Origin of the sequence: Cellulomonas sp. NS3 (genome assembly GCF_024757985.1) — a bacterium.
Lineage (GTDB): Bacteria > Actinomycetota > Actinomycetes > Actinomycetales > Cellulomonadaceae > Cellulomonas_A.
Map to the genome: position 1 here is coordinate 67,078 of NZ_CP103289.1, position 21,749 is coordinate 88,826.

The following is a 21,749-nucleotide window of genomic DNA, read 5'->3' on the forward strand; positions in this document are numbered from 1 at the left end:
GGATCGGAGCAGGCACGAGGAGGTGTTCTGCATGGGGGTCGTCCGCCGACGTCGGCACGCCGCGCTCGCGGGGGCCCTCGTCGCCCTCCTCGCTCTCGCCGGCTGCGGCGTCACGCGCGGCGACGACGGGGGCGAGAACCGCCGGCTGCGGATGATGATCCCGAACTCCCCGGGCGGCGGGTACGACCAGACCGGGCGCGCGGCGACGCGGGTCATGGAGTCCGAGGACCTGACGGGCCGGTTCGAGGTCAGCAACGTCGTCGGGGCCAGCGGCACGGTCGCGATGCAGCGGCTCGTGAACGAGCGCGGCGCCGAGGACCTGCTCATGACGATGGGGCTCGGCGTCGTCGGCGCGACGTACACCAACGGGTCGGACGCGCGCGTCAGCGGGGCGACGCCGATCGCGCAGCTCATCGAGGAGCAGGAGGGCCTGCTCGTGCCCGCCGACTCTCCGTTCGAGACGGTCGACGACCTCGTCGAGGCGTGGCGCGCGGACCCGGGGAGCATCCGGGTCGGCGGCGGGTCGAGCCCCGGCGGGCCGGACCACCTGTTCCCGATGCAGCTCGCGCAGGCGGTCGGCGTCGACCCGACGGAGGTCAACTACATCGTGTACGACGGCGGCGGACCGCTCACCACGGCGCTCCTCGGGGCCAAGATCGACGTCGGCACGTCGGGCCTCGGGGAGTTCGAGGGGCAGCTCGCCGACGGGTCGCTGCGCGTGCTCGCCGTGTCGGGCGAGGAGCGGCTCGACGCGGTCGACGCGCCGACGCTCGTCGAGTCGGGCATCGACCTGGTGTTCACCAACTGGCGCGGGGTGCTCGCGCCGCCGGGGATCTCCGACGCGGTCCGTGACCAGCACGTCGCGCTGCTCGAGGAGATGCACGGCAGCGACGCGTGGCAGGAGGCGCTCGAGACCAACGGCTGGGTCGACGCGTTCCGCACGGGTGACGACTTCGAGGCGTTCCTGCTCGAGCAGGACGAGCGCGTCTCGAGCACGCTCGACGAGCTGGGGCTGCTGTGAGCGGCGACGGCGGCACGATGCCGGCCGGCGAGGTGCGGGCGACGCCGATCCCGGCCACCGCGCACGCCCACGCCGACCTCGGGCCCGACCGCGCGCAGTACGGGCTCGCCGCGGTGCTCGCGGTGATCGGCGTGTGGACGGTCGTCGACTCCGCGGGCCTCGGCCCCGGCTTCGCCGACCAGGCCGTGCAGCCCGGGGCGTTCGGGTGGGTCATCGGCTCGTCGCTCGTCGTGCTCGCGGCGATCCTGGCCGTGGCGACCGCCCGCGGCGACCGGCCCGAGGCCGAGTCCGGCGAGGACGTCGACCTCGACCAGAGCACCGACTGGCGGACCCTCGCCGGGCTCGCCGGGGTGCTCGTGGCCACCGTCGCGCTGATCGACTGGCTGGGCTGGGCGATCGTCGGCGCGCTGCTGTTCGCGGGCGCCGCGACGGTGCTGGGCAATCGGCACTGGGTGCGCAACCTCCTGATCGGCGCCGTGCTCTCGGTCGCGTCCTGGTACGGGTTCTACGTCGGGCTCGGCATCCCGATCCCGGCGGGCGTGCTGGACGGGATCCTGTGATGCGCGCGGTCGCGACGGAGGGGGCCCGGTGATGGACGCCCTGCTGACGGGCCTGAGCCTGGCCCTCCAGCCCGAGAACCTCGTCTACGCGGTCGTCGGCGTGCTGCTCGGGACGGCGGTGGGCGTGCTGCCCGGCATCGGCCCGGCGATGACCGTCGCGCTCCTGCTGCCCGTGACCTACAACGTGTCCCCGAGCGCGGCGCTCATCATGTTCGCGGGCATCTACTACGGCGGCATGTACGGCGGCTCGACGACGTCGATCCTGCTCAACACGCCCGGGGAGTCGTCGTCGGTCATCACGGCGCTCGAGGGCAACAAGATGGCCAAGACCGGCCGCGCGGCGCAGGCGCTCGCGACCGCGGCCATCGGGTCGTTCGTCGCGGGCACGATCAGCACGGTGCTGCTCGTCGCGCTCGCCCCGACGGTCGCCGAGTGGGTCGTCGTGCTCGGGGCGCCGTCGTACTTCGCGATGATGCTGCTCGCGCTCGTCGCGGTCACCTCGGTGCTCGGCAGCTCGAAGCTGCGGGGGTTCATCGCGCTCGCGCTGGGCCTCGCGATCGGGCTCGTCGGCACCACGACGGGCCAGGCGCGCCTGACGTTCGACAACCCGCTGCTCGCGGACGGCATCGACATCGTGGTCGTCGCGGTCGCGATCTTCGCCGTCGGGGAGGCCCTGTGGGTCGCCGCGCACCTGCGCCGCCGGCCGCTCGAGGTCATCCCGGTCGGGCGCCCGTGGATGGACCGCGAGGACTGGCGCCGGTCCTGGAAGCCGTGGCTGCGCGGGACGGCGTACGGGTTCCCGTTCGGCGCGCTCCCCGCGGGTGGCGCCGAGATGCCGACGTTCCTCTCGTACATCACCGAGCGGCGGCTCGCGGGCAAGCACCGCGCCCAGTTCGGCAAGGGCGCGATCGAGGGCGTCGCCGGACCCGAGGCGGCGAACAACGCGTCGGCCGCGGGCACGCTCGTCCCGCTCCTCGCGATCGGCCTGCCGACGACCGCGACCGCCGCCGTGATCCTCGCCGCGATGCAGGGCTACGGCCTGCAGCCCGGCCCGCAGCTGTTCGAGGCGGAGCCCGAGCTCGTGTGGACGCTGCTCGCCAGCCTGTTCGTCGCCAACACCCTGCTGCTCGTGATCAACCTGCCGATGGCGCCGCTGTGGGCCAAGCTCCTGCGCCTGCCACGGCCGTACCTGTACGCGGGCATCCTGTTCTTCGCGGTGCTCGGCGCGTACAGCGTCAACTTCCAGTGGTTCGACGTCGCGCTGCTCGGCCTGTTCGGCACGCTCGGGTTCGCGATGCGGCGCTTCGGGCTGCCCGTGCTGCCGCTCATCGTCGGCGTGATCCTCGGGCCGCGGCTCGAGGAGCAGCTGGGGCAGGCCCTGCAGCTCTCGCGCGGGGACGTCTCCGCGCTGTGGAGCGAACCCGTCGCGGTCCTGGTCTACGTGGTGATCGCGGTGCTGCTGCTCGGACCGCTCGTCCTGCGGCTGATCCCCGGCCGGCAGGGACCCGAGCGGCTGGAGGACGAGGTCGAGGCGCTCGAGGAAGAGGTGAGGTCATGACCGTCGTCGTGGGCTGGACGGCCGACGCCCGGGGGCGCGCGGCGCTGGAACGCGGCGCGCACGAGGCACGCGCGCACGGCGAGCCGCTGCTCGTCGTCAACGCCACGACCGGGACGTCGACCGTCGACGACCGCTTCGCGGGGGAGTCGGACGTCGCCGGGGTGCAGACGCTCCTCGACTCGCTCGGCATCGAGGCGGAGGTCCGCCAACCCGTCGTGCGCGACGTGACCGACGCGCTGCTGGACATCGCCGAGGAGGTCGACGCGTCCGTGCTCGTCATCGGCATCCGGCACCGCTCGCCCGTGGGGAAGCTGCTCATGGGGTCGACCGCGCAGAAGATCCTGCTCGACGCGCGGTGCCCGGTGCTCGCGGTGAAGGCGGCGGGCGCGCCGGGGCGGTGAGCTGATCGTGTGCCGGGCCGGGCCGGCGACGGTACGGCTGAAGCCGTGCGCGCGCTCGTGGACGGTGCTGCTCGACCGTCCGGGTGGCCGGGCGCCGGCCATCCCGCCGACGTCGCGGGAGTCCCGATACTGAGGCGTGACCTCCGCGGACGCGTACCTGGACCGGCTCGTGTCGGCGACCGACGACGACGAGAACTGGACCGTGGTCGAGGAGGCCGTCGTCATGGAGGGCGTCGAGGCGGCGCTGCGGTTCGCGACGGTCTGGGGCGCGTCGGATGTGTCCGACGTCCGGGCCGCCGCCCTCGACCTGCTGGCATGCGTGACGCCCGACGTGACGACTGGTGCCCCCGGACCGGTCCTCGACCAAGCCGCGCGCGTGACGCCCTTGGACGACCGGTACCTGCGGTGGAGCGCCGCGCGGGCGCTGCACCAGATCGGGTGCGGACGCGAGCGGCCGGACGACGCGACGCGGCACCGCGCCGCCCGGGAGCTCGTGCGGTTCGCGGACGACGACGACGAGAACGTCCGCTGGCAGGTGGCCGTCGGTCTCCCCGCGCTCCTGGACGAGCCCCCAGACACCACGGCTCCTGAGGTGGAGGTGCTGCTGCGGCTGCTGCGCGACCCCGACCCCGACGTGCGGGACTGGGCCGCCTTCGGGTTCCAGGTCGTCGAGGTGGACTCGCCGCGCGTCCGGTCGGAGCTGCTCGCATCGACCGCGGACCCGGTCGGCGACACCGCTGCGGAGGCCACGGTCGCGCTCGCGCAGCGGGGGGACGCGCGAGTGGTGCCGCGCATCCGGTCCGAGCTCGAGCGGGACGGCGTCGGCAGCATCTGGGTCGAGGCAGCGACCGCGCTCCCCGACGCCTCGTACCTCGACGCGCTCCGGCGTCTGCTCGAGGCGGGGCCGTGGGACGGGCCCGGCGTTCCGCTCGCCTCGCAGCTCCGCGAGGCGATCGCCGCCGCCGAGCTCGCCGGCCGCACGCCCCGACTGCCGGGTCAGCGGACGGGTGACGATGACGCCGGCCGGTGACGACGCGCGTGGCCGTGCCCAGGACCACTCGTCCGCGCCAACCCCGGCGAGGGGCGGCGCACGATCGCCCTGACCGGCTGAGCCGACCACCGCGTTCCACCACAAACACAACGATGGTACACGCGAGTTGTGTTTGTTGGGGATAGGATGGTCATATGTCTGCTCCGACGCTCGCCGCTCCCGCACACGTCCGCGGAGACGGTCTGCTCACGACGGGTGAGGCGGCGCGCATGCTCGGGGTCTCTCGCCAGCACGTCGTGGACCTGACCGCGCGCGGCGACCTGCCGTTCGAGAGCGTCGGCACGCATCGACGGGTCCGGCTCAGCGACGTGGAACGGCTTCGGTACGGCACCACGAGGATGGCCGCGGATCAGCGCCGCTCGCTGCGTCTGGCGCACGCCGTCGCCGGCAAGCTCGTGCAGGACCCCGAGGGGGTCCTCGCAGTCGCGCGCACCAACCTGGGCCAGATGCAGAGCCGGCACACGCGCGGGCGCACGGCCTCGTGGCTCCAGCAGTGGCAGGACCTGCTCGCCGGCCCTGTCGACGAGCTTCTCGAGGTCCTGACGTCTCCCAGCCCTCGTGCGCGTGAGCTCCGGCAGAACTCGCCGTTCGCGGGCGTCCTGAGCGAGGACGAGCGCGCCGCGGTCCTGCGGTCGGCGCGATGAGGCGCAGCGAGCTCGCCCACATCCTGCGCGCGGCGTCGACGATCGCGGGAGACGCTGAGGTCCTGCTGGTCGGGTCGCAGTCGATCCTCGGGAGCTTCGACGAGGACGATCTGCCGGACGAGGCGGTCGGATCGATCGAGGCCGACGTCGCGTTCTTCGGAGCGGACGCGGGTGAGAAGGCGCTCCGGGTCGACGGCGCCATCGGCGAGGACTCCGGCTTCCACCAGGTGTACGGGTACTACGCCCAAGGCATCGAGATCGACGGGCTGGTCGTTCTGCCGACGGGCTGGGAGCAGCGCGTCGTCATCTGGCAGTCACAGTCGTCGGCGCCGGGTCGTGCACACTGCCTCGAACGGCACGACCTGGCGGTGTCCAAGCTCGCCGCGTTCCGGGAGAAGGACAGGGAGTTCGTGCACGCCCTCCTGACGTGCGGACTGCTGCAGCCCGAGATCGTGCTCGAGCGGCTCGACGGGACGCCCGGGCTGGCGGCGCCGCACCGCCGTCGGCTGCAGGCCTGGGTACGTGCCAGTGCGCCACGTATCCAATCGCGCCCTGAGTGATCCGTTCCCGCAACGGCAGGCACCTCGAGCGCACGGCTGGCTCCTCAGGCGGGGCGTGGCGGCGTCGACTCAGGCCGCGAACACGTAGTCGTGGCGCCAGCGTGGCGCCGCGGTCTCGCTGCGGCGCGTCGTCCCGCCGTTCGGTGGCCGCACCGCTCACTCGCACCGGACTCACGCGGAGCGGTCCGGAGGCTGTGAAACGTTTAGACCTTGCGCATCGGGAAAGCGTTCTCCTAGTCTGCGGAAACCGCTTCCCGAGGGTGCGTCGAGAAGGTCCGCGCGGCCCGCCTGCGCCACCCACGGAGGCCGGCAGTCCCACATGCAGCGGGACGACAGCGCACGCCCACCCGACAGTCCCCCACGCAGCGGGACCACAGCACACGCCGACCCACCACGGAGCGGCGTCCACGCCGGAGACGGCCACCCGCGGACGCACGGCGTCACACCGGGAGCACCCGGCACAGCACCACAGCAACGCCCCGAGTTCAAAGACGAAGGAGAGGCACCGATGAGAGCAGCACGAGCACGACGTCCCCTGGCAGCAGGAGCCACGCTCGCCCTGGCGGCGACGATGGGCCTGACCGCCCTGGCGACGTCGGGAGCGCAGGCCGCGGTCTCGGGCACCGCCAACGGCTTCGCCGCCGGCACCACCGGCGGTGCCGGCGGCCAGACCGTGCGGGCCACCACGGGCACCGCGATCCACGCCGCGCTCTGCGCCCGCGCCAGCAAGTCGACCCCGATCGTCATCGAGGTCGAGGGCACGATCAACCACGGCAACACGTCGCAGGTCTCCGGCGCCGGCTGCAGCACCGCAGCGGGCGTGATCGAGCTCAAGGGCATCAGCAACGTCTCGATCGTGGGCGTCGGCAGCGGCGCGACGTTCGACCAGCTCGGCATCCACATCCGTGACTCGAGCAACATCATCCTCCAGAACGTCACGGTCAAGAACGTCAAGAAGTCCGGCTCGCCCACGTCGAACGGCGGCGACGCGATCGGCATGGAGAGCACGGTCCGCAACGTCTGGGTGGACCACGTGACCCTCGAGGCGTCGGGTGGCGAGTCCGCCGGCTACGACGGCCTCTTCGACCTCAAGAACGACGTCGAGAACGTGACGCTCTCCTACGCGATCCTGCGGAACTCGGGCCGCGGCGGCCTCATCGGCTCGAGCGAGTCCGACACCGGCAGCGGCAACATCACGTTCCACCACAACCTGTACTCGAACATCGACTCCCGCACCCCGCTGCTCCGCGGCGGCGTCGCGCACATCTACAACAACCACTACGTCAACCTGCACGAGTCGGGCATCAACTCGCGCGCCGGTGCCAGGGCGAAGGTCGAGAACAACTACTTCGAGGACTCGAAGGACGTGCTCGGCACGTTCTACACGGACCAGGCCGGCACCTGGCAGACGGCCGGCAACATCCTCGACAACGTCACGTGGTCGAGCAAGGGCACGGACACCAACCCGGCCGGCCCGGGCATGGCGTCGACGACGACCGTGAGCGTCCCGTACTCCTACCGGCTCGACGGTGCGAGCTGCGTCCCGGCGATCGTGAGCCAGACCGCCGGCGCCAACAAGGGCCTGCGCGTCTCGGACGGCTCGTGCACCCCGACGAACCCGACGCCGAACCCCACCTCGACGGCCACGCCGACGTCGAACCCGACGCCGACGGCCACGAGCAACCCGACCCCGACCCCGACGTCGGGCACGCCGACCGGCACCAACCTGAGCATCGGCGCGGGCGCGGACGGCTCGAGCAAGGCGAGCGGCACGAGCTACGGCAACGTCGTCGACGGCAACCTGAGCACGTACTGGTCGCCGAGCGGCTCGACGGGCAAGGTCTCCGTCAAGTGGGGCTCCGCGAAGTCGGTGTCGAAGATCAACATCCGCACCGCCTCGGGCAGCGGCACGATCGGCTCGTGGCGCGTCCTGAACGGTGACACGGGCGCGGTGCTGGCCACCGGCAGCGGCGCCGGGGTCATCTCGTTCTCCTCGACGTCGCTCAAGAAGGTGACGTTCGAGATCACGTCCGCCTCGGGCACCCCGCGCATCGCGGAGTTCGAGACGTACGCGGGCTAGTCCCGTCGCGGTCGGCTGTGGGTGGTGCCCTTCCCCCGGGGCGCCACCCACAGCCGTCTCCAGGGCACCCGTAGGCGACCACCGGCAGGCCGGTGCCACCGGGCCTCACCCGCAGCATCACCCGGGTCGCGTCCGCGCCTCACCCGGAGGACCACCCCGGTCGCGCCCGCGCCTCTGGCACCCTGGGCGCATGACCGATCCCGCCCCGGTGCCGGGCGCTCCGACCGTGCGCCGCGCCGGCGCCGCCGTCGCCACCGTGCTGCTCGCGCTGCTCACCCTGCTCGCCGGAGCCGGACGGGCGGCGGCCGAGCCCCCGCAGGACCTGCGCGACGAGGTGACCGACCTGGCGGGTGTCCTGGGAACCGGGACCGACGACGTCACCGCGGCGCTCGACGAGCTCGCCGACGCGACGCCCTACCAGCTGTTCGTGGTCTACGTGGCGACCTTCGACGGCCTCGACGCCGCCGACTGGGCGGACCGGACCGCGGGTCTCTCGGACCTCGGGCCCGACGACATCCTGCTCGCGGTCGCCGTCGAGGACCGGCGGTACCAGGTGTCCGTGGACGGGGCGATCGCCCTGACCGACGACGACCTGCGCGTCGTCGAGACCGAGTACGTCGAGCCCGCGCTGAGCGACGACGACTGGGCCGGTGCGGCGGTCGCGGCCGCCGAGGGGTACGCGGCCGTGGCCGACGGCGGCGGCTCGGGCGGCTCGTCCGGCGGGTCCGGCTCGGGGGCGGCCCCGTGGCTCGTCGGCGCCGGTGTCCTCGGCGCGGTCGGGGTGGGCGGCGTGCTCCTGCGGCGCCGGCGGTCCGCGACCCCCGGGCCCGCCGCGGTGCCGCTCCGGGAGCTCGAGCAGCGGGCGGGTGCGGCGCTCGTGGCGGTCGACGAGGCGGTGCAGTCCTCGACGCAGGAGCTCGGCTTCGCCCAGGCCCAGTTCGGCACCGAGGCGACGCGCGTGTTCGAGGACGTCCTCGCCGACGCCCGCGCGACCCTCGCGGCGGCCTTCGCCGTCCGGCAGCAGCTCGACGACGACGAGCGCGAGACGCGCGACGAGCGCCGCGCGATGCTCGGCCGGGTCCTCGACCTGTGCGCCCAGGCCGACGCCGCGCTCGACGCCCAGAAGTCGGCGTTCGACACGCTCCGGGACCTGCACGCCCGGGCCCCGCAGGTGCTGACCGACCTGGGTCTGCGCACCGAGGAGGTGGCCGGGCGGCTGCCCGCGGCCCGGGCCGCTCTCGACGCGCTCGGCGCCACGTACGCACCCGCCGCGCTCGAGTCCGTGGCCGGTCACGTGGACCGTGCGGCCGCGCTGCTCGACCACGCGCGCACCGTCGTCGCCCAGGGCACCGCCGCGCTCGACAGCGACCGGGGCGCGGCCGTCGGGCTGGCGCGGACCGCCGAGGGCTGCCTCGGTCAGGCCGTCGCGCTGCTCGACGCCGTGGGCCGGGCCGGCGACGACCTCGCCGCGGCGCCCGCACGCATCGACGCCGCGTCGGCCTCGCTCGCCGCCGACGTCGACGACGCCGCCCGGCTGGCACCCGACGACGACGCCGTGACCGCCGCGGTCTACGCTGCACGCGCCGCCCGGTCCGCGGCCGCCGACCCGCGCGCGGCCGCCGACCCCCTCGCGACGCTCGCGGCGCTGACCACCGCCGAGGAGCGGCTCGACGGGCTGCTCGCGCCGCTGCGCGCCGAGGAGGAGAACCGTGCCCGGGCGCGTGCCCGGCTCGCCGCCACGCTCGCGTCCGTGCGCGCGGAGATCGGCTCCGTCACGGAGCTCGTCCGCCTCGACGCCGCCGTGCTCAGCGCGGCACCGAGGACGAGGCTCGCCGAGGCGCAGCGGCTCGCCGGCGAGGCCGAGGCGCTCGCGGACACCGACCCGGTCGGGGCGCTCGCGCACACCCAGCACGCGTCCCGGCTGCTCGCGGAGGCGCGGACCCTGGCCTGCACGGAGGCGGCGATCGCCCGCGCGGCCGCCCGGCCTGACCCCACCCCGAGCTGGTCGACGGGCGGCTCCTGGGGCTCGTCGTCGTCCTCCGGCGGCGGGTGGCTCGCCGGCTGGGGCGGCTCGGGTGGCTCGTCCTCGGGTGGCGGCTGGAGCAGCGGGTCGTCGCGTCGGAGCTCGTCGAGCTCGCGCCGGTCGTCCTCCTCGAGCTCGCGCCGGTCGAGCTCGTCGTCGCGCCGCAGCTCGAGCTCGGGGCGCAGCAGCGGGCGCCGGGGCGGCGGCGGGCGGTTCTGACCCTCGTCGGCCGCGCTGCCACGTCCCCGCGCGCGCACGCGGTCGCGGCCGCCCCGAGCCCGCGGCGGGTTCCCCGCGCTGCCGACGCCCGCGCCCCGACCTAGCCTCGTCGCATGACCGGACCCCCGCTGACGACGCCGGACGGCCGCTACCTCGTGGTCCGCGGGCGCCTGTGGCGGTGCTCCGACCCTGGGCTCACCCCGGAGCGCCGCGACGAGCTGACCCGCGAGCTCATGCGGGCCCGGCGCGACAAGCAGACGGCGATGCGGCGTGAGGACCGGGAGCGGCGCGAGGACGCCCGCGCCCGGGTCGACGCCGCGAAGCGGGCCCTCGGCGAGCGCGGGCCGGTGTGGTGGTCCGACGGCGCCCCGGACCTGACACGGCACCTGGCGCGCACCACGCCGTACGCGGACTGGTACGCGTCGCTCGCGGAGGCACCGGAGCCACCGGAGCCGTCGCCCGCGCCGGAGCGGTCGCCCGCACCGGGGCACGATCCCGACGCGCCCGTGCCGTCGTCGAGCGGCTCGTCCCGCCGCGCATGATCCCGCGCTCCGCAGCCCTCCTCATGGCATCGTGGCGCGCTGCCCGTCGCCCACGGGCCACCGCCGTCGCACCCACCGAGGACCCCCGTGCGTCCCGGACGCGCTGAGCGTCGCCCGTCACAGCAGCCCCGCGAGCCGGTACAGCACGAGCGACCCCGCGACGGCGACGTTCAGGCTGGCCCCCGTGCCGACCATCGGGATCTCGACGACCTGGTCGAGCAGCCCGAGCGCCTCGGGCGGGATGCCGGTCTGCTCGTGCCCGAGCACGACGACGGTCCGGCGCCGCGCCGCGGGGAGGTCGCCCAGCCGGATCGCCTCGTCGGCGAGCTCGACGCCCACGACCGCCGACCCGGCGTCGCGCTGCTCGGCGAGCCACCGGACGCGGTTGCCGGTCCAGTGCACGCACGCCGGGCGCCGCAGCGTGTTGCCGCGCTCGAGCGCCTCGGGGACCCACGGCAGGCGGGGCACCGCGAGGCACGCACCGACCGCGTCGCAGGTGCGCAGGAGCGTGCCGAGGTTGACGCCGTGCAGCGGCCACAGGGGTGCGACGACGAGGTGGTCCCAGCAGCCGTGCGCGCGGCGGCGGCGCTCGTGGCGCAGGTCCTTGCGGCTGCGGACCCGGACAGGGCTCACGGGCGGGGCGCCCTGGGGTGCGCGTGCGCCGCTCATCGGTCGTGAGGGGCGGACCCTCCGGGACGGGTGGTGCTCGGGCGGGCGGTGCGTGTCATCGCGGGCGGCGCTTCGCGGCGCGCCGGGGCCATCACCGGTGGGGCAAGGAGCGGCGACAGCATGCCACGACGGGACGGCGGGGTCGAGGGAACCTGTTCCCGGAACCGCCCTGGCGAGGCTCTGACCAGCGCTAGTGTGCGGGCGCAGCAGTCGTCGCCGGAGTGGCCGGACGGACGAGCAGGGGCCACGCCGGTCGTGTCCGACCGGCAGACAGGGGTGTCGACGGTGTTCGTGATCTGGGGCATGCGCGTGCTCAACGCGGTGCTGGGGACGGGGCAGTTCCACTGCCCGCAGTGCGGGGTCGACGCGGAGTACCGGCGGGTGCAGCCGCGGCAGTGGTTCACGTTCTTCTTCGTCCCGGTGATCCCGCTGCGCCGGCTCGAGCCGCACGTCGAGTGCACGCGCTGCGGCACCGCGTTCCGCGACGCGGTGCTCGGCGAGCCGACGACGCAGCTCTTCGAGCACCAGGTGGGGCTCGCGAACCGCGCCGCCGTCGCGCACCTCGTCGCCGTCTCCGGGGCGGCCGGCCCCGCCCTGCGTGACCTCGCCGTCGCGCTGCTCGCGACGTCGGCCGGGGTGTCGCCGGCCTACGACCACGCCGCGCTCGCGCAGGACGTGGCCGCGTTCGCCGACCCCGACGTCACGCTCGCGTACCTCCGGCCGCTCGCGCACACGATGACGACCGAGGGCCGCGAGGAGTTCCTGCGCCGCGTCCTGACGTTCGCCGACAGGCACGACCGGACCGCCGACCGCTCGGCGCTCGTGGCCGGGTACGCCGCCGCCGTCGGGCTCAGCGCCGCGCACGCCGTGGGCATCGCGGCCACGGCGCGCCGCGCCGACGACCCGCAGCCGGGCGGTGCCGCGTGAGCGTCCCGACGATCCCGTTCGCGCCCGGTGCCGACGCGGCGTTCGCCCCGCCGCCCGGCTGGACGGTCCCCGCGGGCTTCGACCCGCGCCGCGGCCACCTGCCCGACCCGGCCTGGCCGCCCGCGCCCGAGGGCTGGCAGTTCTGGACCGCGCCGCCCACCCCGGGCCGCGCCGCCGGGTTCGTCGCGAGCGTCGGCCCGACGAGGCTGGTCCTGGGCGGCGTCCTCGCGGCCGTCGCCGTCGTCCTGGTGCTGGGCCAGGTGGTCGGCGACGACGTCGCGACGGACGGCGTCGGCTCCTGCTGGTCGGCGGGCACGTCCGACGTCTACGCGGTGGCCTGCGACGACGACGCGGCCGCCTACCGGGTGACGAGCGTCGTCGACTCGGCCGTCTCGTGCACCAGCCCGGCCGGCTACCTCGAGGACGGGGCGCGCTTCCTGTGCCTCGAGGTGATCGGCTGAGCCCCGCACCCCCGAGCGCACCGCTGTCCCCGGCGCCACCCGAGCGACCCCGCAGCGGGGCCCTCGCCGCGCGGACGTCCACCCCCGAGCTCTCCGAGCACGACCCGAAGGAGCCGATCATGGCTGCCCGCTTCACCCCGCCCCCGAGCTGGCCGCCCGTCCCCGAGGGCTGGACGCCCCCGCCGGGCTGGCAGCCGGACCCGTCCTGGCCGCCCGCGCCGCTCGGGTGGGACTTCTACCCCGACGCGGCACCGGACGGGTCGGCCCCCGGCGCGCCGCCCGCCGGCTGGTCCAGCATCACGCTCGGCCACCCGGCGCAGGCGTTCATCTACGAGGCCTGCAGCCCCAAGATCTCGCTCGACGGGAACCTCGTCGCGCAGGGCTGGGGCACGCACCCGCTCCCCGTGACGCCCGCCGACGCGACGCTGCGCGTCCACGTGCCCTACCTCGGCGGCAAGGCCGGCCGTGCGTCGGTCGTCCTGCCGGCCGGTGAGCGCGTCGAGCTGCGGTACGAGGCGCCGTCCGTGGTGTTCCTCAGGGGCGCGATCGCCGGTGGCGGGGAGAAGCCGCGCAGCGCGGGGTACCGCGGGGTCATGACGCTCAACTGGATCGCGATCGGCGTCGCGGTGGTCGCGGTGGTCGCCGTGGTGGCGACGATGGTCGGCGGATGAGGGCTGTCGCGGCGTCCGGAGGCACGCGCCTCGTCGTCGTACGGCCGCGCCGCGCACATCGGTGACCGCGTTCGCCGGGCGTGGCGGGGTCCGGTCGGGCTACGGTCGTCGTCTCGGGAACCGAGACTCCACGGGGGCTGCTGCGGAAGCGTGGGTGACTGATGGGCGGCGTGATCTTCCTCCCCGACGGGCGTGACTGGTCGGTGTCCTCGTCGGTGTTCGCGTGGGTCGTCGAGACGCTCGCCGACCGCGCGCAGGACCCAGGACTCGCCGGGCACCTGCGGACGATCGCGGACCACAACCTCGGGAGCCTCGCGCTCGAGGACGTCCCGCCGTGGCAGCGCGCCGAGCTCGCCGCGCTGATCCGCCAGCTCCCGTGGGTCGCGCGGGCGGCCCTGCCGGTGACCTCGTCGCGCGACGCGGTCGTCGCCCAGATCAGCGAGCTCGCGGACCTGGTCGAGCAGCAGGGCTGATCCCGGCCTCGCCAGGCGACGAGGCGCGCGCGCGGGCTCGCCGACCGCCTGTGGTCGGTCCTGACGCTCGCCGACGCGTACGGGTCGACCTCGAGGCCGCGTCCACGTCGACGACGGACGGGCTCGACGCGCACCTGGCGGCGCGGCGGTGCGGGGCGTCGTGACGCGGTTCGTGGCCGACCCGGGCGCCCACCGGACGGACGGTCAGACGACGGGCGCCGACCGCTCCTCGGCGGCGGCGAGGTCCGGGAACAGCCGCGCGAGGGCGTCGCGCGCGTGCTGCACCGCGAGGTCCTTGGCCTTCGCCTCGAGCATGACGTCGAGCGGCCCGGGAGCGCTGCGGAGCAGGTCGACGAGGTCGAACGGGGAGATGAAGTCGGCGTGCGGCGTGAGCCTCGGGGTGACGGGGACGTGCTCGGTGCGGCGCGTCCCGGGCACCTTCCGGTCGACGTGCTCGAGGTCGACGCGCGGGCTCGACAGGTGCACCTTGGGCCGCACGCCGGGCGCCCAGGTCCGGTAGGTCGCGGCGAGCGCCTCGGTGGGCGGCAGGGCGACCGAGCCGGGGGTCGAGCGGTGGTGGTGGTGGTCGTACGCGATGCGGACCCCGGTGCGGCGGTGCAGCTCGAGCGCGTCCGCGACGCCGAACGGACCGTCGTCGTTCTCCAGCGCGAGCCGCGCCTGCGCGCTCGGCGACAGCGTCTCGTAGGCGCGCGCCCAGCGGTCGAGCGCCGAGGGGCGGTCGCCGTAGAGGCCGCCCACGTGGACGACGACGGCGGCCTCGGGACCCTGCCCGAGCGCGTCGAGCAGCGCGGTGTCCTGCTCGAGGTCCGCGACCGACCGTGCCGTGAGGCCGGGGTCCGCGGAGTTGATCACGGTGTACTGACCGGGGTGCGTGGACAGGCGCAGGCCCTGCTCCCGGGCCCGGGCACCCAGCGCGTCGAGCCGGTCGCGGCACTCGTCGAGCTGGCGCCGGTAGTGCAGCTGCGGCAGGTCGGGGTGCGTGCCGTACGGGATCGTCTGGCTCGAGAGCCGGAACACGGTGACGTCGATGGTCCGCAGGTGGTCGAGCACCGCGTCGAGCAGCTCGAGCGAGCGGGACAGGTGCGGGCCGCTCTGCCACCGTCGGGCGTCGGCGGAGGCGAGCCCGCCCGCGCCGAGCACCTTGACGGGGAAGCCGAGCCGGTAGGGGTAGGTCACCGGTCCATGGTCGGTGCGGTGTCCGGGCTGCGCGCGTCGGCGGGCCGGGCCCCGTGGAGCCCGGCCCGCTGCGTCCACGACCGTCGGGCGACCGCGAGGTGCGGCCGGTCAGCCCTCCGCGAGGATCGTGTCGATCTGCCCCATCGCGCCGGTGAGGCCCTCGACCATGCCCATCTCGACGAGCTGCTGCATCTGCTCGGCGGTCTGGAAGCGCGAGGTCACGGTCATGCGCGTGCCCTCGGGGATCTCCTCGAGGACGACCTGCGCGCGCAGCGTCGGCATCGAGTCGCTCGGGTTCCCCTCGTCGTCCGAGAAGCCGTCCTCGAAGGCGAGCGACCACGGCTCGTCGACCGAGTCGAAGCGCCACCAGCCCCGCGCCTTCTCCCCGTCGGGACCGGTCATGTAGTACGTCGCGCGGCCGCCGACGGTGAGGTCGTGGTCGACGAACGTCGCCGGCCACGTCGGCGGGCCCCACCAGCGCTCGAGCTGGCGCGGGTCGGACCAGAGCTGCCACACGCGCGCGGGCGGTGCGGCGAGGTCGGCGACGATGCTGAGGCTGAGCGCCTCCTCGTCCTTGGTGGTGCTGACGACCGTCATCGGACGTCTCCTTCGGGTGGGAGGGCGAGGAGGTCCTCGATGCGGCCGATGCGGTCGCGCCAGAGCTCCTCGTAGACGTCGAGCAGCCGCACGGCTGCCCGGATGGTGCCGATGTCGCCGCGCACGATCTGCTCCCGTCCGCGGCGCTCCTTGCTGACGAGGCCGGCCCGTTCGAGGACGGCGACGTGCTTCTGCACCGCCGCGAAGCTCATCGCGTAGCTGCGGGCGAGCGTCGAGACCGAGGCCTCGGAGCCCATCACGCGTCGCACGATGTCGCGGCGCGTCGCGTCGGCGAGCGCCCCGAAGAGGCGGTCCACGTCGTCGTCGTCCGGCCTACCTACAACCATAAAGTTGTACGTTAGTCGCCGACGGCACTGCGCACAAGAGTGCGCGCCCGGGGCAGGCCGACGGCTCCACCGCGGCCGCGCGGCACGTCGATCGCCGCGGGTCCGAGCGCGCAGCCGTTCCGGCGGGCGCTAGGGCCGCGCCGCCTCGGCCGCGTCCGCCCACGCCCGCCCCGCCTGCTCGCCGAGCTCGTGCTCGGCGAGCAGCGCGCCCGCGGCGGCGAGGTCGGGCGTCGCGTCCCCTCCCGTGCGCACCGTGAGCTCCGCGCGGTAGAGCAGCGCCTCGAACACCTCGATCGGCGGGGCGTCAGCGAACCGGACGAGCCCCGCGTCGAGCACCGCGATCGCCTGCGCGTCGTCACCGCGCGCGTCCCCCTGGCGTGCGGCGACGTCGATCACCCGGCCCAGCCCGGATCGCCGCTCCGTCACCTCGTCCTCGGACGAACCCGCCCGGTAGAAGCGGAGCCAGTTGCCGCCGACGTCCACCACCGAGAAGCCGGTCGCGGTGCCGGCCTTGCGCCGCGGTGGGAGCAGGCGCGGGATGCCCTTGACCGGGACCCTGCCGAATCGCGCCCGCAGTCCGGCCGTGAAGGCGGCGTGGCGCTCGCCGGGATCTGCGACCGTGATGATGGCGTTGCCGTACGAGGTCGCCGGGTCGAAGCCGTCCATGGCGAACAGGTGGATCGCGATGTCGTCCAGCTCGACGACCGCGTAGGGGTTGGGGCGGCGCTGCTGGAACGTGACGGTGAACCCGAGCGCGCCGTAGAACGCCAGCGCGTCATCCAGGTCGGCGCACGGCAACGCGGGATACGTGCGTTCGCCCGCCATTCGGTCCCCTTCGCCGCCGCGCCGCGCCGCGGGTCACATGTTCATCATGCTGCCGGGGTCGTCGTCGGACCCGACCTCCGGGAAGGACCGCGCGTCCTCCTCGGTCGTCTCCTCCTCGGCCAGGATCTCGTCGACCGTGTCGTCCGCCTCGGGCGTGCGGTCGGTGCTCTCGCTCATCGTGACCTCCTCCTCGGGTGGGCCGCGGGGCACGGCCCACCGCCAGGCTAGGCACGCGCCCGGTCCGGCGCCGGTCGAGACGACCGCCGTCCCGCCGGGCTCCGCAGGTCCCGTCGTCCACCCGCGCCACCCCACCCCCGGGGCGAGGCCGGTTCGCAGAGCGCGCCCGCGAGGCCGAACGCATACTGGCGCCATGGCGACGGAGCGGGAGACCTACCGCTACCTGCGGCTCGCCACGATCGTCCTCCTCGTGATGCTCGCGGCGGCCGTGGTCGGACAGGCGGTCGCGGCGGGCTGCTGGCAGACGTCGATCAGCGCCTACTACTGGACGGCCGCGCACGGGGTCGTCGTCGGGTCGCTGTGCGCGCTCGGCGCGTGCCTCGTCGTCTACCGCGGGAGCTCCGACACCGAGGACGTCGTGCTCGGCATCTCCGGCTACCTCGCGTTCGTCGTCGCGATGGTCCCGGTGCGGCCCGAGCCGCTGTGCGGGGGCCCGGGGCTGCCGGCGTGGGACGTGAGCGCGAGCGTGCGCAACAACGTCGGCGCCGTGCTCGTCGCCGCGGCGCTCACCGAGCTCCTCGCCTACCTGATCGGGCGGCGCGCGCGCCCGACCCGCGAGCTCGACGGGCCCGGCCGGTTCTGGCGGTGGGTCCGCTGGGCCGTCCTCGGCGCGGTGGCCGCGGCGTACGTGCTCGCACCCGAGCGGCTCGAGCGGCACGGGCACTACGGTGCGGCGCTGGTCATGTTCGCAGGCATCGTCGTCGTGGTGGTCGCCAACGCGTTCTCGTCGCGGCGGGAGGAGCCGTCGTCGCGCTTCTCGACGGCGTACTGGGTCGTGGCGGCGTCGATGGTGCTGACGCTCGTCGTCGAGCTGGTGCTGCGGCAGGGCGAGGGCGGCGCCGAGCGCGGGGTCCTGCTGGTCGAGGCGCTGCTCGTGCTGGAGTTCGCAGCCTTCTGGGCCGTGCAGACCGTCGAGCTGTGGGGCTACCCGACGCGGACCGAGCGCGTGCAGGGCCTCCGCAGCCAGGCGCTCGCGCCCGACGCCGCCGTGGACCGTACGGGCGCCCACCTCGCGCCGGCCCCGCACGGCGGCTGACCGGGTGCGCTCGCGGCCCTCGTCAGGCATCGTGCACGTGTGACGACTCACTCGAACGGGTTAACGGAGACCACGCCCGCGCCCGGCTGCCCGGTCCGCAAGCTGACCCGCCCGGACGACGCCGCGCTGCCCGCGCTCGAGCTCAGCACCACGGGCGACGAGCCGCGCTGGGTCGTGCGGACCTTCGACGTCGCCCGGGAGGTCCTGCGTGCGTCCGAGGGGGTCCGGCAGGCCGGCTTCGGCGGGGACCGGATCCACCGTGCCGGGCCCCGCATGCGGCCGCCGATCCTCTACCTCGAGGGTCAGGAGCACCACACGCAGCGGCGGGCCGCCGCCCGGCTCTTCGCGCCCAAGGTCACCGAGGACTACCGCGACCTCATGGAGGAGGTCAGCGAGCGGCTCGTGGGGAGCATCGGGACGCGCCGCCCGGTCGACCTCAGCCGGCTGTCGCTGCTCATGGCGGTGCACGTCGCCGGGCGGGTCATCGGCCTGACGAGCTCGTCGGTGCGGGGCATGAGCCGCCGCCTCGACGCGTTCTTCGCGGGCGACTCGACCGAGAAGGTCACCGACCTCGGCTCGCTCGTGCGCTCGCTGCGCCGCAACTCGGCGCTCGCGCGGTTCCACTGGTTCGACGTCCGGCCCGCGATCCGCGCGCACCGCCGCCGCGCCGCCGCGGGCGCACCCGGGCAGGACGACGTGATCGCCCAGCTCGTCGAGCAGGGCTTCAGCGACCTGGACATCCTCACCGAGTGCGTCACGTACGGCGCCGCGGGGATGGCGACGACGCGCGAGTTCATCACCGTCGCCGTCTGGCACCTGCTCGACGACCCCGCGCTGCTCGCCCGGTACCGCGCGGCCGGCCGGGAGGAGCGCCTCGCGATCCTCGACGAGACCCTCCGGCTCGAGCCCGTCGTCGGGCACCTGTACCGCCGGACCACCGCGCCGCTGACCCTCACCGGCCCCGACGGCCCGGTCGACCTCCCCGAGGGCACGCTGATCGACGTCGACATCCGCGCGGTCAACGCCGAGCACTCCGTCGTCGGCGACGACCCCCTCGGGCTGTGCCCCGGCCGTGACCTGCCGCGCGGCGTGCCCGCGACCCTGATGAGCTTCGGCGACGGCCACCACCGCTGCCCCGGCGCGCCGCTCGCGATCATGGAGACGGAGGTCTTCGTGACCACGCTGCTGCGCCGAGACGTGGTCGCCGACGGGCCGCCGAACGTCCGGTGGAACGAGGTCACGCAGGGCTACGACCTCGACCGGTTCCTCGTGCGCGTCCGGGGCTGAGCCCGGCCGCGCCGGCCCCTCAGCCCGCGTCGAGCACCTCGCGCAGCCGCCGCGCGAAGGCCTCCGGGTGCTCGGCGAAGCCCACGTGGTCGCCGGGGAACCGTGCCGGCTCGACGCCGAGCTGCTGCGCGAGCGCCGTCGACGTGAGGTCGCACAGCTGACCGGTCGACTCCTCGCCGATGCCCACGACGACGCGCGGCGTCCCGGTGCGCAGGGCCACGACGTCGGGGACCCACCGGGTCGTCGCACGCAGCTCGTGCAGGAAGAACCGGCGCTCGTCCGCGACCTCCTGCGGGTCGCGCCCGGCGAACCCGTCCGCCGGCTCGGGCTGCGCACCCGACGGCCCGTCCTCGCCTGCCTCGTCGAGGCCGGCCTCCGCGAGGAACAGCGCCCACGCGGCCCCCGGTCCGTCCGAGACGTACGTCGCGATCATGCGGTCCGTGGCGGCGCGGCGGTGCTCGCGGTCGTCGAGCAGCTCCGCGAGCGGAGGCTCGTGCGCGACGACCGTGCGGACCTGCTCGGGGTGTGCCTGCGCGAGCGCGAGGGCCGTCACGGCGCCGCCGCTCGACCCGACGACGACCGCGGGCCCGGCGCCGAGGTGCGCGAGGAGGCGCGAGAGGTCGTCGGCGCGGAGCTCGGGGGTCGAGTCCTGCTCGGGGTCGTCGAGCGGGCTGCGGCCGATGCCGCGCGGGTCCGTCGTCAGCACGGTGTGGTCCGCGGCGAGGAGCTCCGCGAGCGGCGTGAACGGGCGCGCGTCCGTCGGGGACCCGACGAGGACCACGACGGGCCCGTCGCCGCGCACCTCGTAGTGCAGCCGGACGCCCGGTGCGTCCAGGGTCCCGGTGGTCACGGGCGCTGAGGTGGTGCGGGCCATGGGGTCCTCCGGTGGGTGACGGCGCGACGACGGCACGGTCGGGTGCGGTCGAGGGGTGGACCGGCCGTGGGGCCCGGACTCATCGCGGCGCGGCCGCGCGCCTCTCGGCCGATCCGGGTGGGTTCAGTACGGTATGTCCGCTCGGGACACCACGGGGGATCGACGGAAGACGGCGGATCATGCGGATCGCGGGGAGCTCGAGGTTCGACGCACGACCGGGGGCGACGCGATGAGCGTCGTCACCGTCGCGGTGCTGCTGGGGATCATCGTCGTCCTGCTGATGCGCTCACGGCAGGTGCGCGCGGAGATCGCGGTGGTCTGCATCCTGTTCGGGCTCGTGCTCGGGGCCACGCCCGCGGGGCCCGCGGTGCGCCAGTTCCTCGAGTTCATCGGGGAGTGGATCTGGACGCTGCTGCAGACGTGGTGACGACCCGGCGCTGACGCACGCGGTGCGGCCCCCGGGGCGGTTGCACCTTTCGATGCAGTCCCAGGATCGCCATCCTGCGCCCGGCGCGGGCGGGGGGCCCGGCTTCCTAGCGTCGTCACGTCAGCACGACGTCGACGAGAGGGGCCCTGTCATGACCGCCACCGCTGTGCTCGAACCGCCATCGACCGCACCGACGGGCGGCGTCGTCGGCCTCGTGCGGCGCCGCCCGCTGCTGTCCTTCTTCGTGCTCGCGAACCTCGCGAGCTGGATCGCCTGGCTGCCGTACATCCTGTCCCGGCACGGGCTGGGCGTGTGGGACTTCGCGTTCCCCGGGGGGAGCGGCGGCGGGCAGCTGCTCGGGATGCTGCCCGGTGCCTACCTCGGCCCGATCGGCTCGGCCCTGCTGGTCACCGTGCTCTGCGACGGGCGGGCGGGCCTGCGCACGTGGGCCCGGCGCCTGTGGCGGTGGGGGGTCGGGTGGTGGTGGTACGCGGGCATCCTGCTCGGCGTCCCGGTCGCGATGATCCTGTCGCTCATGGTCTTCACCGGCGGGGTCGTCCACGCGCCGTCCACGACCGTGCTCGTGGCGTTCGTGCCCGGCCTGCTCATGCAGATGGTGACGACCGGGCTGGCGGAGGAGCCGGGCTGGCGCGACTTCGCCCTGCCGCGTGCGCAGCGCCGGTTCGGTCCGCTGCCCGCGGTGGTCCTGGTCGGCGTGCTGTGGGGCGTGTGGCACCTGCCGCTGTACCTCACCGAGTGGGGCGGCGGGCCGGTCGTGCCCTGGTACCGCCCGGTCGGGCTCGTGGTGTTCTGCGTGGTGTTCAACGTCGTGATGACGTGGGTGTTCAACTCGACGCACGAGAGCCTGCCGATGGCGATGCTGCTGCACGTCAGCGTCAACAACTTCGCCTCGGTCGCGGGGGCCGACATGTTCCCGACGGTCGACCGCGACACGTTCCAGCACGCGCTGATCCTCGGCTCGGTCGTGGTCGGCGGCGCCCTGGTCGCCGCCACCCGCGGGCGTCTCGCCTACCGGGGCGGACGGGCGCCCCTATCGTGACT

At 74.8% G+C, this 21,749-nt stretch carries 25 protein-coding genes; 18 read left to right on the forward strand and 7 right to left on the reverse strand.

Annotated elements, in window-relative coordinates; translation table 11 throughout:
• Positions 1-31: 31 nt before the first annotated feature.
• The 10 genes from NXY84_RS00295 (at position 32) to NXY84_RS00340 (ending at position 10,659) form a co-directional block, all read left to right on the forward strand.
• Entirely contained in the window at positions 32-1,021 is a 990-nt protein-coding gene (locus NXY84_RS00295) for a Bug family tripartite tricarboxylate transporter substrate binding protein (RefSeq protein WP_258725158.1), read from the forward strand.
• Positions 1,018-1,581 (forward strand): tripartite tricarboxylate transporter TctB family protein, encoded by a 564-nt coding sequence (locus NXY84_RS00300; protein WP_258725159.1) that lies wholly within the window; start codon positions 1,018-1,020, stop codon positions 1,579-1,581. The genes NXY84_RS00295 and NXY84_RS00300 overlap by 4 nt, the downstream gene beginning before the upstream one ends.
• Before the next feature lie 31 nt (positions 1,582-1,612).
• Positions 1,613-3,139, forward strand: coding sequence for a tripartite tricarboxylate transporter permease (locus NXY84_RS00305; RefSeq protein WP_258725160.1), 1,527 nt, complete (start codon positions 1,613-1,615; stop codon positions 3,137-3,139).
• A complete protein-coding gene (locus NXY84_RS00310; protein ID WP_258725161.1) occupies positions 3,136-3,540 on the forward strand; it encodes a universal stress protein in 405 nt (134 codons plus the stop codon). The genes NXY84_RS00305 and NXY84_RS00310 overlap by 4 nt, the downstream gene beginning before the upstream one ends.
• Positions 3,541-3,676: 136 nt before the next feature.
• Positions 3,677-4,570, forward strand: coding sequence for a hypothetical protein (locus tag NXY84_RS00315; RefSeq protein WP_258725162.1), 894 nt, complete (start codon positions 3,677-3,679; stop codon positions 4,568-4,570).
• 155 nt (positions 4,571-4,725) lie between these two features.
• Complete coding sequence (locus NXY84_RS00320; RefSeq protein WP_258725163.1) at positions 4,726-5,235, forward strand: helix-turn-helix domain-containing protein; 510 nt, start codon at positions 4,726-4,728, stop codon at positions 5,233-5,235.
• Positions 5,232-5,795 carry a DUF6036 family nucleotidyltransferase gene (locus tag NXY84_RS00325; protein ID WP_258725165.1) on the forward strand — a complete coding sequence of 188 codons (564 nt, stop codon included), beginning with the start codon at positions 5,232-5,234 and terminating at the stop codon, positions 5,793-5,795. Before NXY84_RS00320 ends, NXY84_RS00325 begins: the two co-directional genes overlap by 4 nt.
• 508 nt (positions 5,796-6,303) lie before the next feature.
• Entirely contained in the window at positions 6,304-7,875 is a 1,572-nt protein-coding gene (locus NXY84_RS00330; RefSeq protein WP_258725166.1) for a pectate lyase family protein, read from the forward strand.
• A 190-nt stretch (positions 7,876-8,065) separates the two neighbouring features.
• The gene (locus NXY84_RS00335) at positions 8,066-10,117 is read left to right on the forward strand and encodes a TPM domain-containing protein (RefSeq protein WP_258725167.1); all 2,052 of its coding nucleotides are present in this window, start codon (positions 8,066-8,068) and stop codon (positions 10,115-10,117) included.
• A 113-nt stretch (positions 10,118-10,230) separates the two neighbouring features.
• A complete protein-coding gene (locus NXY84_RS00340; RefSeq protein ID WP_258725168.1) occupies positions 10,231-10,659 on the forward strand; it encodes a biopolymer transporter Tol in 429 nt (142 codons plus the stop codon).
• Between the two features lie 117 nt (positions 10,660-10,776).
• Here the strand turns inward: NXY84_RS00340 and NXY84_RS00345 are convergent, their stop codons facing one another.
• Positions 10,777-11,328 carry a TrmH family RNA methyltransferase gene (locus NXY84_RS00345; RefSeq protein WP_258725169.1) on the reverse strand — a complete coding sequence of 184 codons (552 nt, stop codon included), beginning with the start codon at positions 11,326-11,328 and terminating at the stop codon, positions 10,777-10,779.
• A 285-nt stretch (positions 11,329-11,613) separates the two neighbouring features.
• Between NXY84_RS00345 and NXY84_RS00350 the strand changes: the two genes are divergently transcribed.
• The 4 genes from NXY84_RS00350 (at position 11,614) to NXY84_RS00365 (ending at position 13,860) form a co-directional block, all read left to right on the forward strand.
• A complete protein-coding gene (locus tag NXY84_RS00350; RefSeq protein WP_258725170.1) occupies positions 11,614-12,255 on the forward strand; it encodes a zinc ribbon domain-containing protein in 642 nt (213 codons plus the stop codon).
• The gene (locus tag NXY84_RS00355; protein ID WP_258725171.1) at positions 12,252-12,716 is read left to right on the forward strand and encodes a hypothetical protein; all 465 of its coding nucleotides are present in this window, start codon (positions 12,252-12,254) and stop codon (positions 12,714-12,716) included. The genes NXY84_RS00350 and NXY84_RS00355 overlap by 4 nt, the downstream gene beginning before the upstream one ends.
• Before the next feature lie 119 nt (positions 12,717-12,835).
• Positions 12,836-13,387, forward strand: a complete 552-nt coding sequence (locus tag NXY84_RS00360) for a hypothetical protein (RefSeq protein ID WP_258725172.1) — start codon at positions 12,836-12,838, stop codon at positions 13,385-13,387.
• A 161-nt stretch (positions 13,388-13,548) separates the two neighbouring features.
• Positions 13,549-13,860 (forward strand): hypothetical protein, encoded by a 312-nt coding sequence (locus NXY84_RS00365; RefSeq protein WP_258725173.1) that lies wholly within the window; start codon positions 13,549-13,551, stop codon positions 13,858-13,860.
• Between the two features lie 204 nt (positions 13,861-14,064).
• On the opposite strand, the gene uvsE is transcribed toward NXY84_RS00365, so the two are convergent.
• From uvsE to NXY84_RS00390, 5 genes are all read right to left on the reverse strand, one after another.
• Positions 14,065-15,057 (reverse strand): UV DNA damage repair endonuclease UvsE, encoded by a 993-nt coding sequence (gene uvsE / locus NXY84_RS00370; RefSeq protein WP_258725174.1) that lies wholly within the window; start codon positions 15,055-15,057, stop codon positions 14,065-14,067.
• Between the two features lie 108 nt (positions 15,058-15,165).
• Positions 15,166-15,654: an SRPBCC family protein gene (locus tag NXY84_RS00375; protein ID WP_258725175.1), complete on the reverse strand. Its 489-nt coding sequence runs from the start codon at positions 15,652-15,654 to the stop codon at positions 15,166-15,168.
• Positions 15,651-16,001 (reverse strand): ArsR/SmtB family transcription factor, encoded by a 351-nt coding sequence (locus NXY84_RS00380; protein ID WP_258725176.1) that lies wholly within the window; start codon positions 15,999-16,001, stop codon positions 15,651-15,653. The genes NXY84_RS00375 and NXY84_RS00380 overlap by 4 nt, the downstream gene beginning before the upstream one ends.
• Before the next feature lie 129 nt (positions 16,002-16,130).
• Positions 16,131-16,826 carry a hypothetical protein gene (locus NXY84_RS00385; protein WP_258725177.1) on the reverse strand — a complete coding sequence of 232 codons (696 nt, stop codon included), beginning with the start codon at positions 16,824-16,826 and terminating at the stop codon, positions 16,131-16,133.
• A gap of 33 nt (positions 16,827-16,859) precedes the next feature.
• Positions 16,860-17,003: a hypothetical protein gene (locus NXY84_RS00390; protein WP_258725178.1), complete on the reverse strand. Its 144-nt coding sequence runs from the start codon at positions 17,001-17,003 to the stop codon at positions 16,860-16,862.
• 193 nt (positions 17,004-17,196) lie between these two features.
• On the opposite strand from NXY84_RS00390, the gene NXY84_RS00395 reads away from it, so the two are divergent.
• Together NXY84_RS00395 and NXY84_RS00400 are read left to right on the forward strand one after the other, a co-directional pair.
• Positions 17,197-18,099: a hypothetical protein gene (locus tag NXY84_RS00395; protein WP_258725179.1), complete on the forward strand. Its 903-nt coding sequence runs from the start codon at positions 17,197-17,199 to the stop codon at positions 18,097-18,099.
• Positions 18,100-18,138: 39 nt separating this feature from the next.
• Positions 18,139-19,386 carry a cytochrome P450 gene (locus NXY84_RS00400; RefSeq protein ID WP_258725180.1) on the forward strand — a complete coding sequence of 416 codons (1,248 nt, stop codon included), beginning with the start codon at positions 18,139-18,141 and terminating at the stop codon, positions 19,384-19,386.
• Between the two features lie 19 nt (positions 19,387-19,405).
• Here the strand turns inward: NXY84_RS00400 and NXY84_RS00405 are convergent, their stop codons facing one another.
• Complete coding sequence (locus NXY84_RS00405; protein ID WP_258725181.1) at positions 19,406-20,260, reverse strand: alpha/beta fold hydrolase; 855 nt, start codon at positions 20,258-20,260, stop codon at positions 19,406-19,408.
• Between the two features lie 229 nt (positions 20,261-20,489).
• Between NXY84_RS00405 and NXY84_RS00410 the strand changes: the two genes are divergently transcribed.
• Both NXY84_RS00410 and NXY84_RS00415 read left to right on the forward strand, forming a co-directional pair.
• Positions 20,490-20,687 (forward strand): hypothetical protein, encoded by a 198-nt coding sequence (locus NXY84_RS00410; protein WP_258725182.1) that lies wholly within the window; start codon positions 20,490-20,492, stop codon positions 20,685-20,687.
• A gap of 151 nt (positions 20,688-20,838) precedes the next feature.
• Complete coding sequence (locus NXY84_RS00415; RefSeq protein ID WP_258725183.1) at positions 20,839-21,747, forward strand: CPBP family glutamic-type intramembrane protease; 909 nt, start codon at positions 20,839-20,841, stop codon at positions 21,745-21,747.
• The last annotated feature ends 2 nt before the right edge of the window (positions 21,748-21,749 follow it).

Bases quoted from the DNA above. Each gene is read 5' to 3' on its own strand.
- NXY84_RS00340 (WP_258725168.1), top strand. From the start codon at position 10,231: ATGACCGGACCCCCGCTGACGACGCCGGACGGCCGCTACCTCGTGGTC.
- NXY84_RS00335 (WP_258725167.1), top strand. From the start codon at position 8,066: ATGACCGATCCCGCCCCGGTGCCGGGCGCTCCGACCGTGCGCCGCGCC.
- NXY84_RS00330 (WP_258725166.1), top strand. From the start codon at position 6,304: ATGAGAGCAGCACGAGCACGACGTCCCCTGGCAGCAGGAGCCACGCTC.
- NXY84_RS00380 (WP_258725176.1), bottom strand. From the start codon at position 16,001: ATGGTTGTAGGTAGGCCGGACGACGACGACGTGGACCGCCTCTTCGGG.
- NXY84_RS00395 (WP_258725179.1), top strand. From the start codon at position 17,197: ATGGCGACGGAGCGGGAGACCTACCGCTACCTGCGGCTCGCCACGATC.
- NXY84_RS00410 (WP_258725182.1), top strand. From the start codon at position 20,490: ATGAGCGTCGTCACCGTCGCGGTGCTGCTGGGGATCATCGTCGTCCTG.
- NXY84_RS00325 (WP_258725165.1), top strand. From the start codon at position 5,232: ATGAGGCGCAGCGAGCTCGCCCACATCCTGCGCGCGGCGTCGACGATC.
- NXY84_RS00360 (WP_258725172.1), top strand. From the start codon at position 12,836: ATGGCTGCCCGCTTCACCCCGCCCCCGAGCTGGCCGCCCGTCCCCGAG.
- NXY84_RS00310 (WP_258725161.1), top strand. From the start codon at position 3,136: ATGACCGTCGTCGTGGGCTGGACGGCCGACGCCCGGGGGCGCGCGGCG.
- NXY84_RS00320 (WP_258725163.1), top strand. From the start codon at position 4,726: ATGTCTGCTCCGACGCTCGCCGCTCCCGCACACGTCCGCGGAGACGGT.
- NXY84_RS00385 (WP_258725177.1), bottom strand. From the start codon at position 16,826: ATGGCGGGCGAACGCACGTATCCCGCGTTGCCGTGCGCCGACCTGGAT.
- NXY84_RS00365 (WP_258725173.1), top strand. From the start codon at position 13,549: ATGGGCGGCGTGATCTTCCTCCCCGACGGGCGTGACTGGTCGGTGTCC.
- NXY84_RS00295 (WP_258725158.1), top strand. From the start codon at position 32: ATGGGGGTCGTCCGCCGACGTCGGCACGCCGCGCTCGCGGGGGCCCTC.
- NXY84_RS00390 (WP_258725178.1), bottom strand. From the start codon at position 17,003: ATGAGCGAGAGCACCGACCGCACGCCCGAGGCGGACGACACGGTCGAC.
- NXY84_RS00375 (WP_258725175.1), bottom strand. From the start codon at position 15,654: ATGACGGTCGTCAGCACCACCAAGGACGAGGAGGCGCTCAGCCTCAGC.
- NXY84_RS00405 (WP_258725181.1), bottom strand. From the start codon at position 20,260: ATGGCCCGCACCACCTCAGCGCCCGTGACCACCGGGACCCTGGACGCA.
- NXY84_RS00305 (WP_258725160.1), top strand. From the start codon at position 1,613: ATGGACGCCCTGCTGACGGGCCTGAGCCTGGCCCTCCAGCCCGAGAAC.
- NXY84_RS00345 (WP_258725169.1), bottom strand. From the start codon at position 11,328: ATGAGCGGCGCACGCGCACCCCAGGGCGCCCCGCCCGTGAGCCCTGTC.
- NXY84_RS00415 (WP_258725183.1), top strand. From the start codon at position 20,839: ATGACCGCCACCGCTGTGCTCGAACCGCCATCGACCGCACCGACGGGC.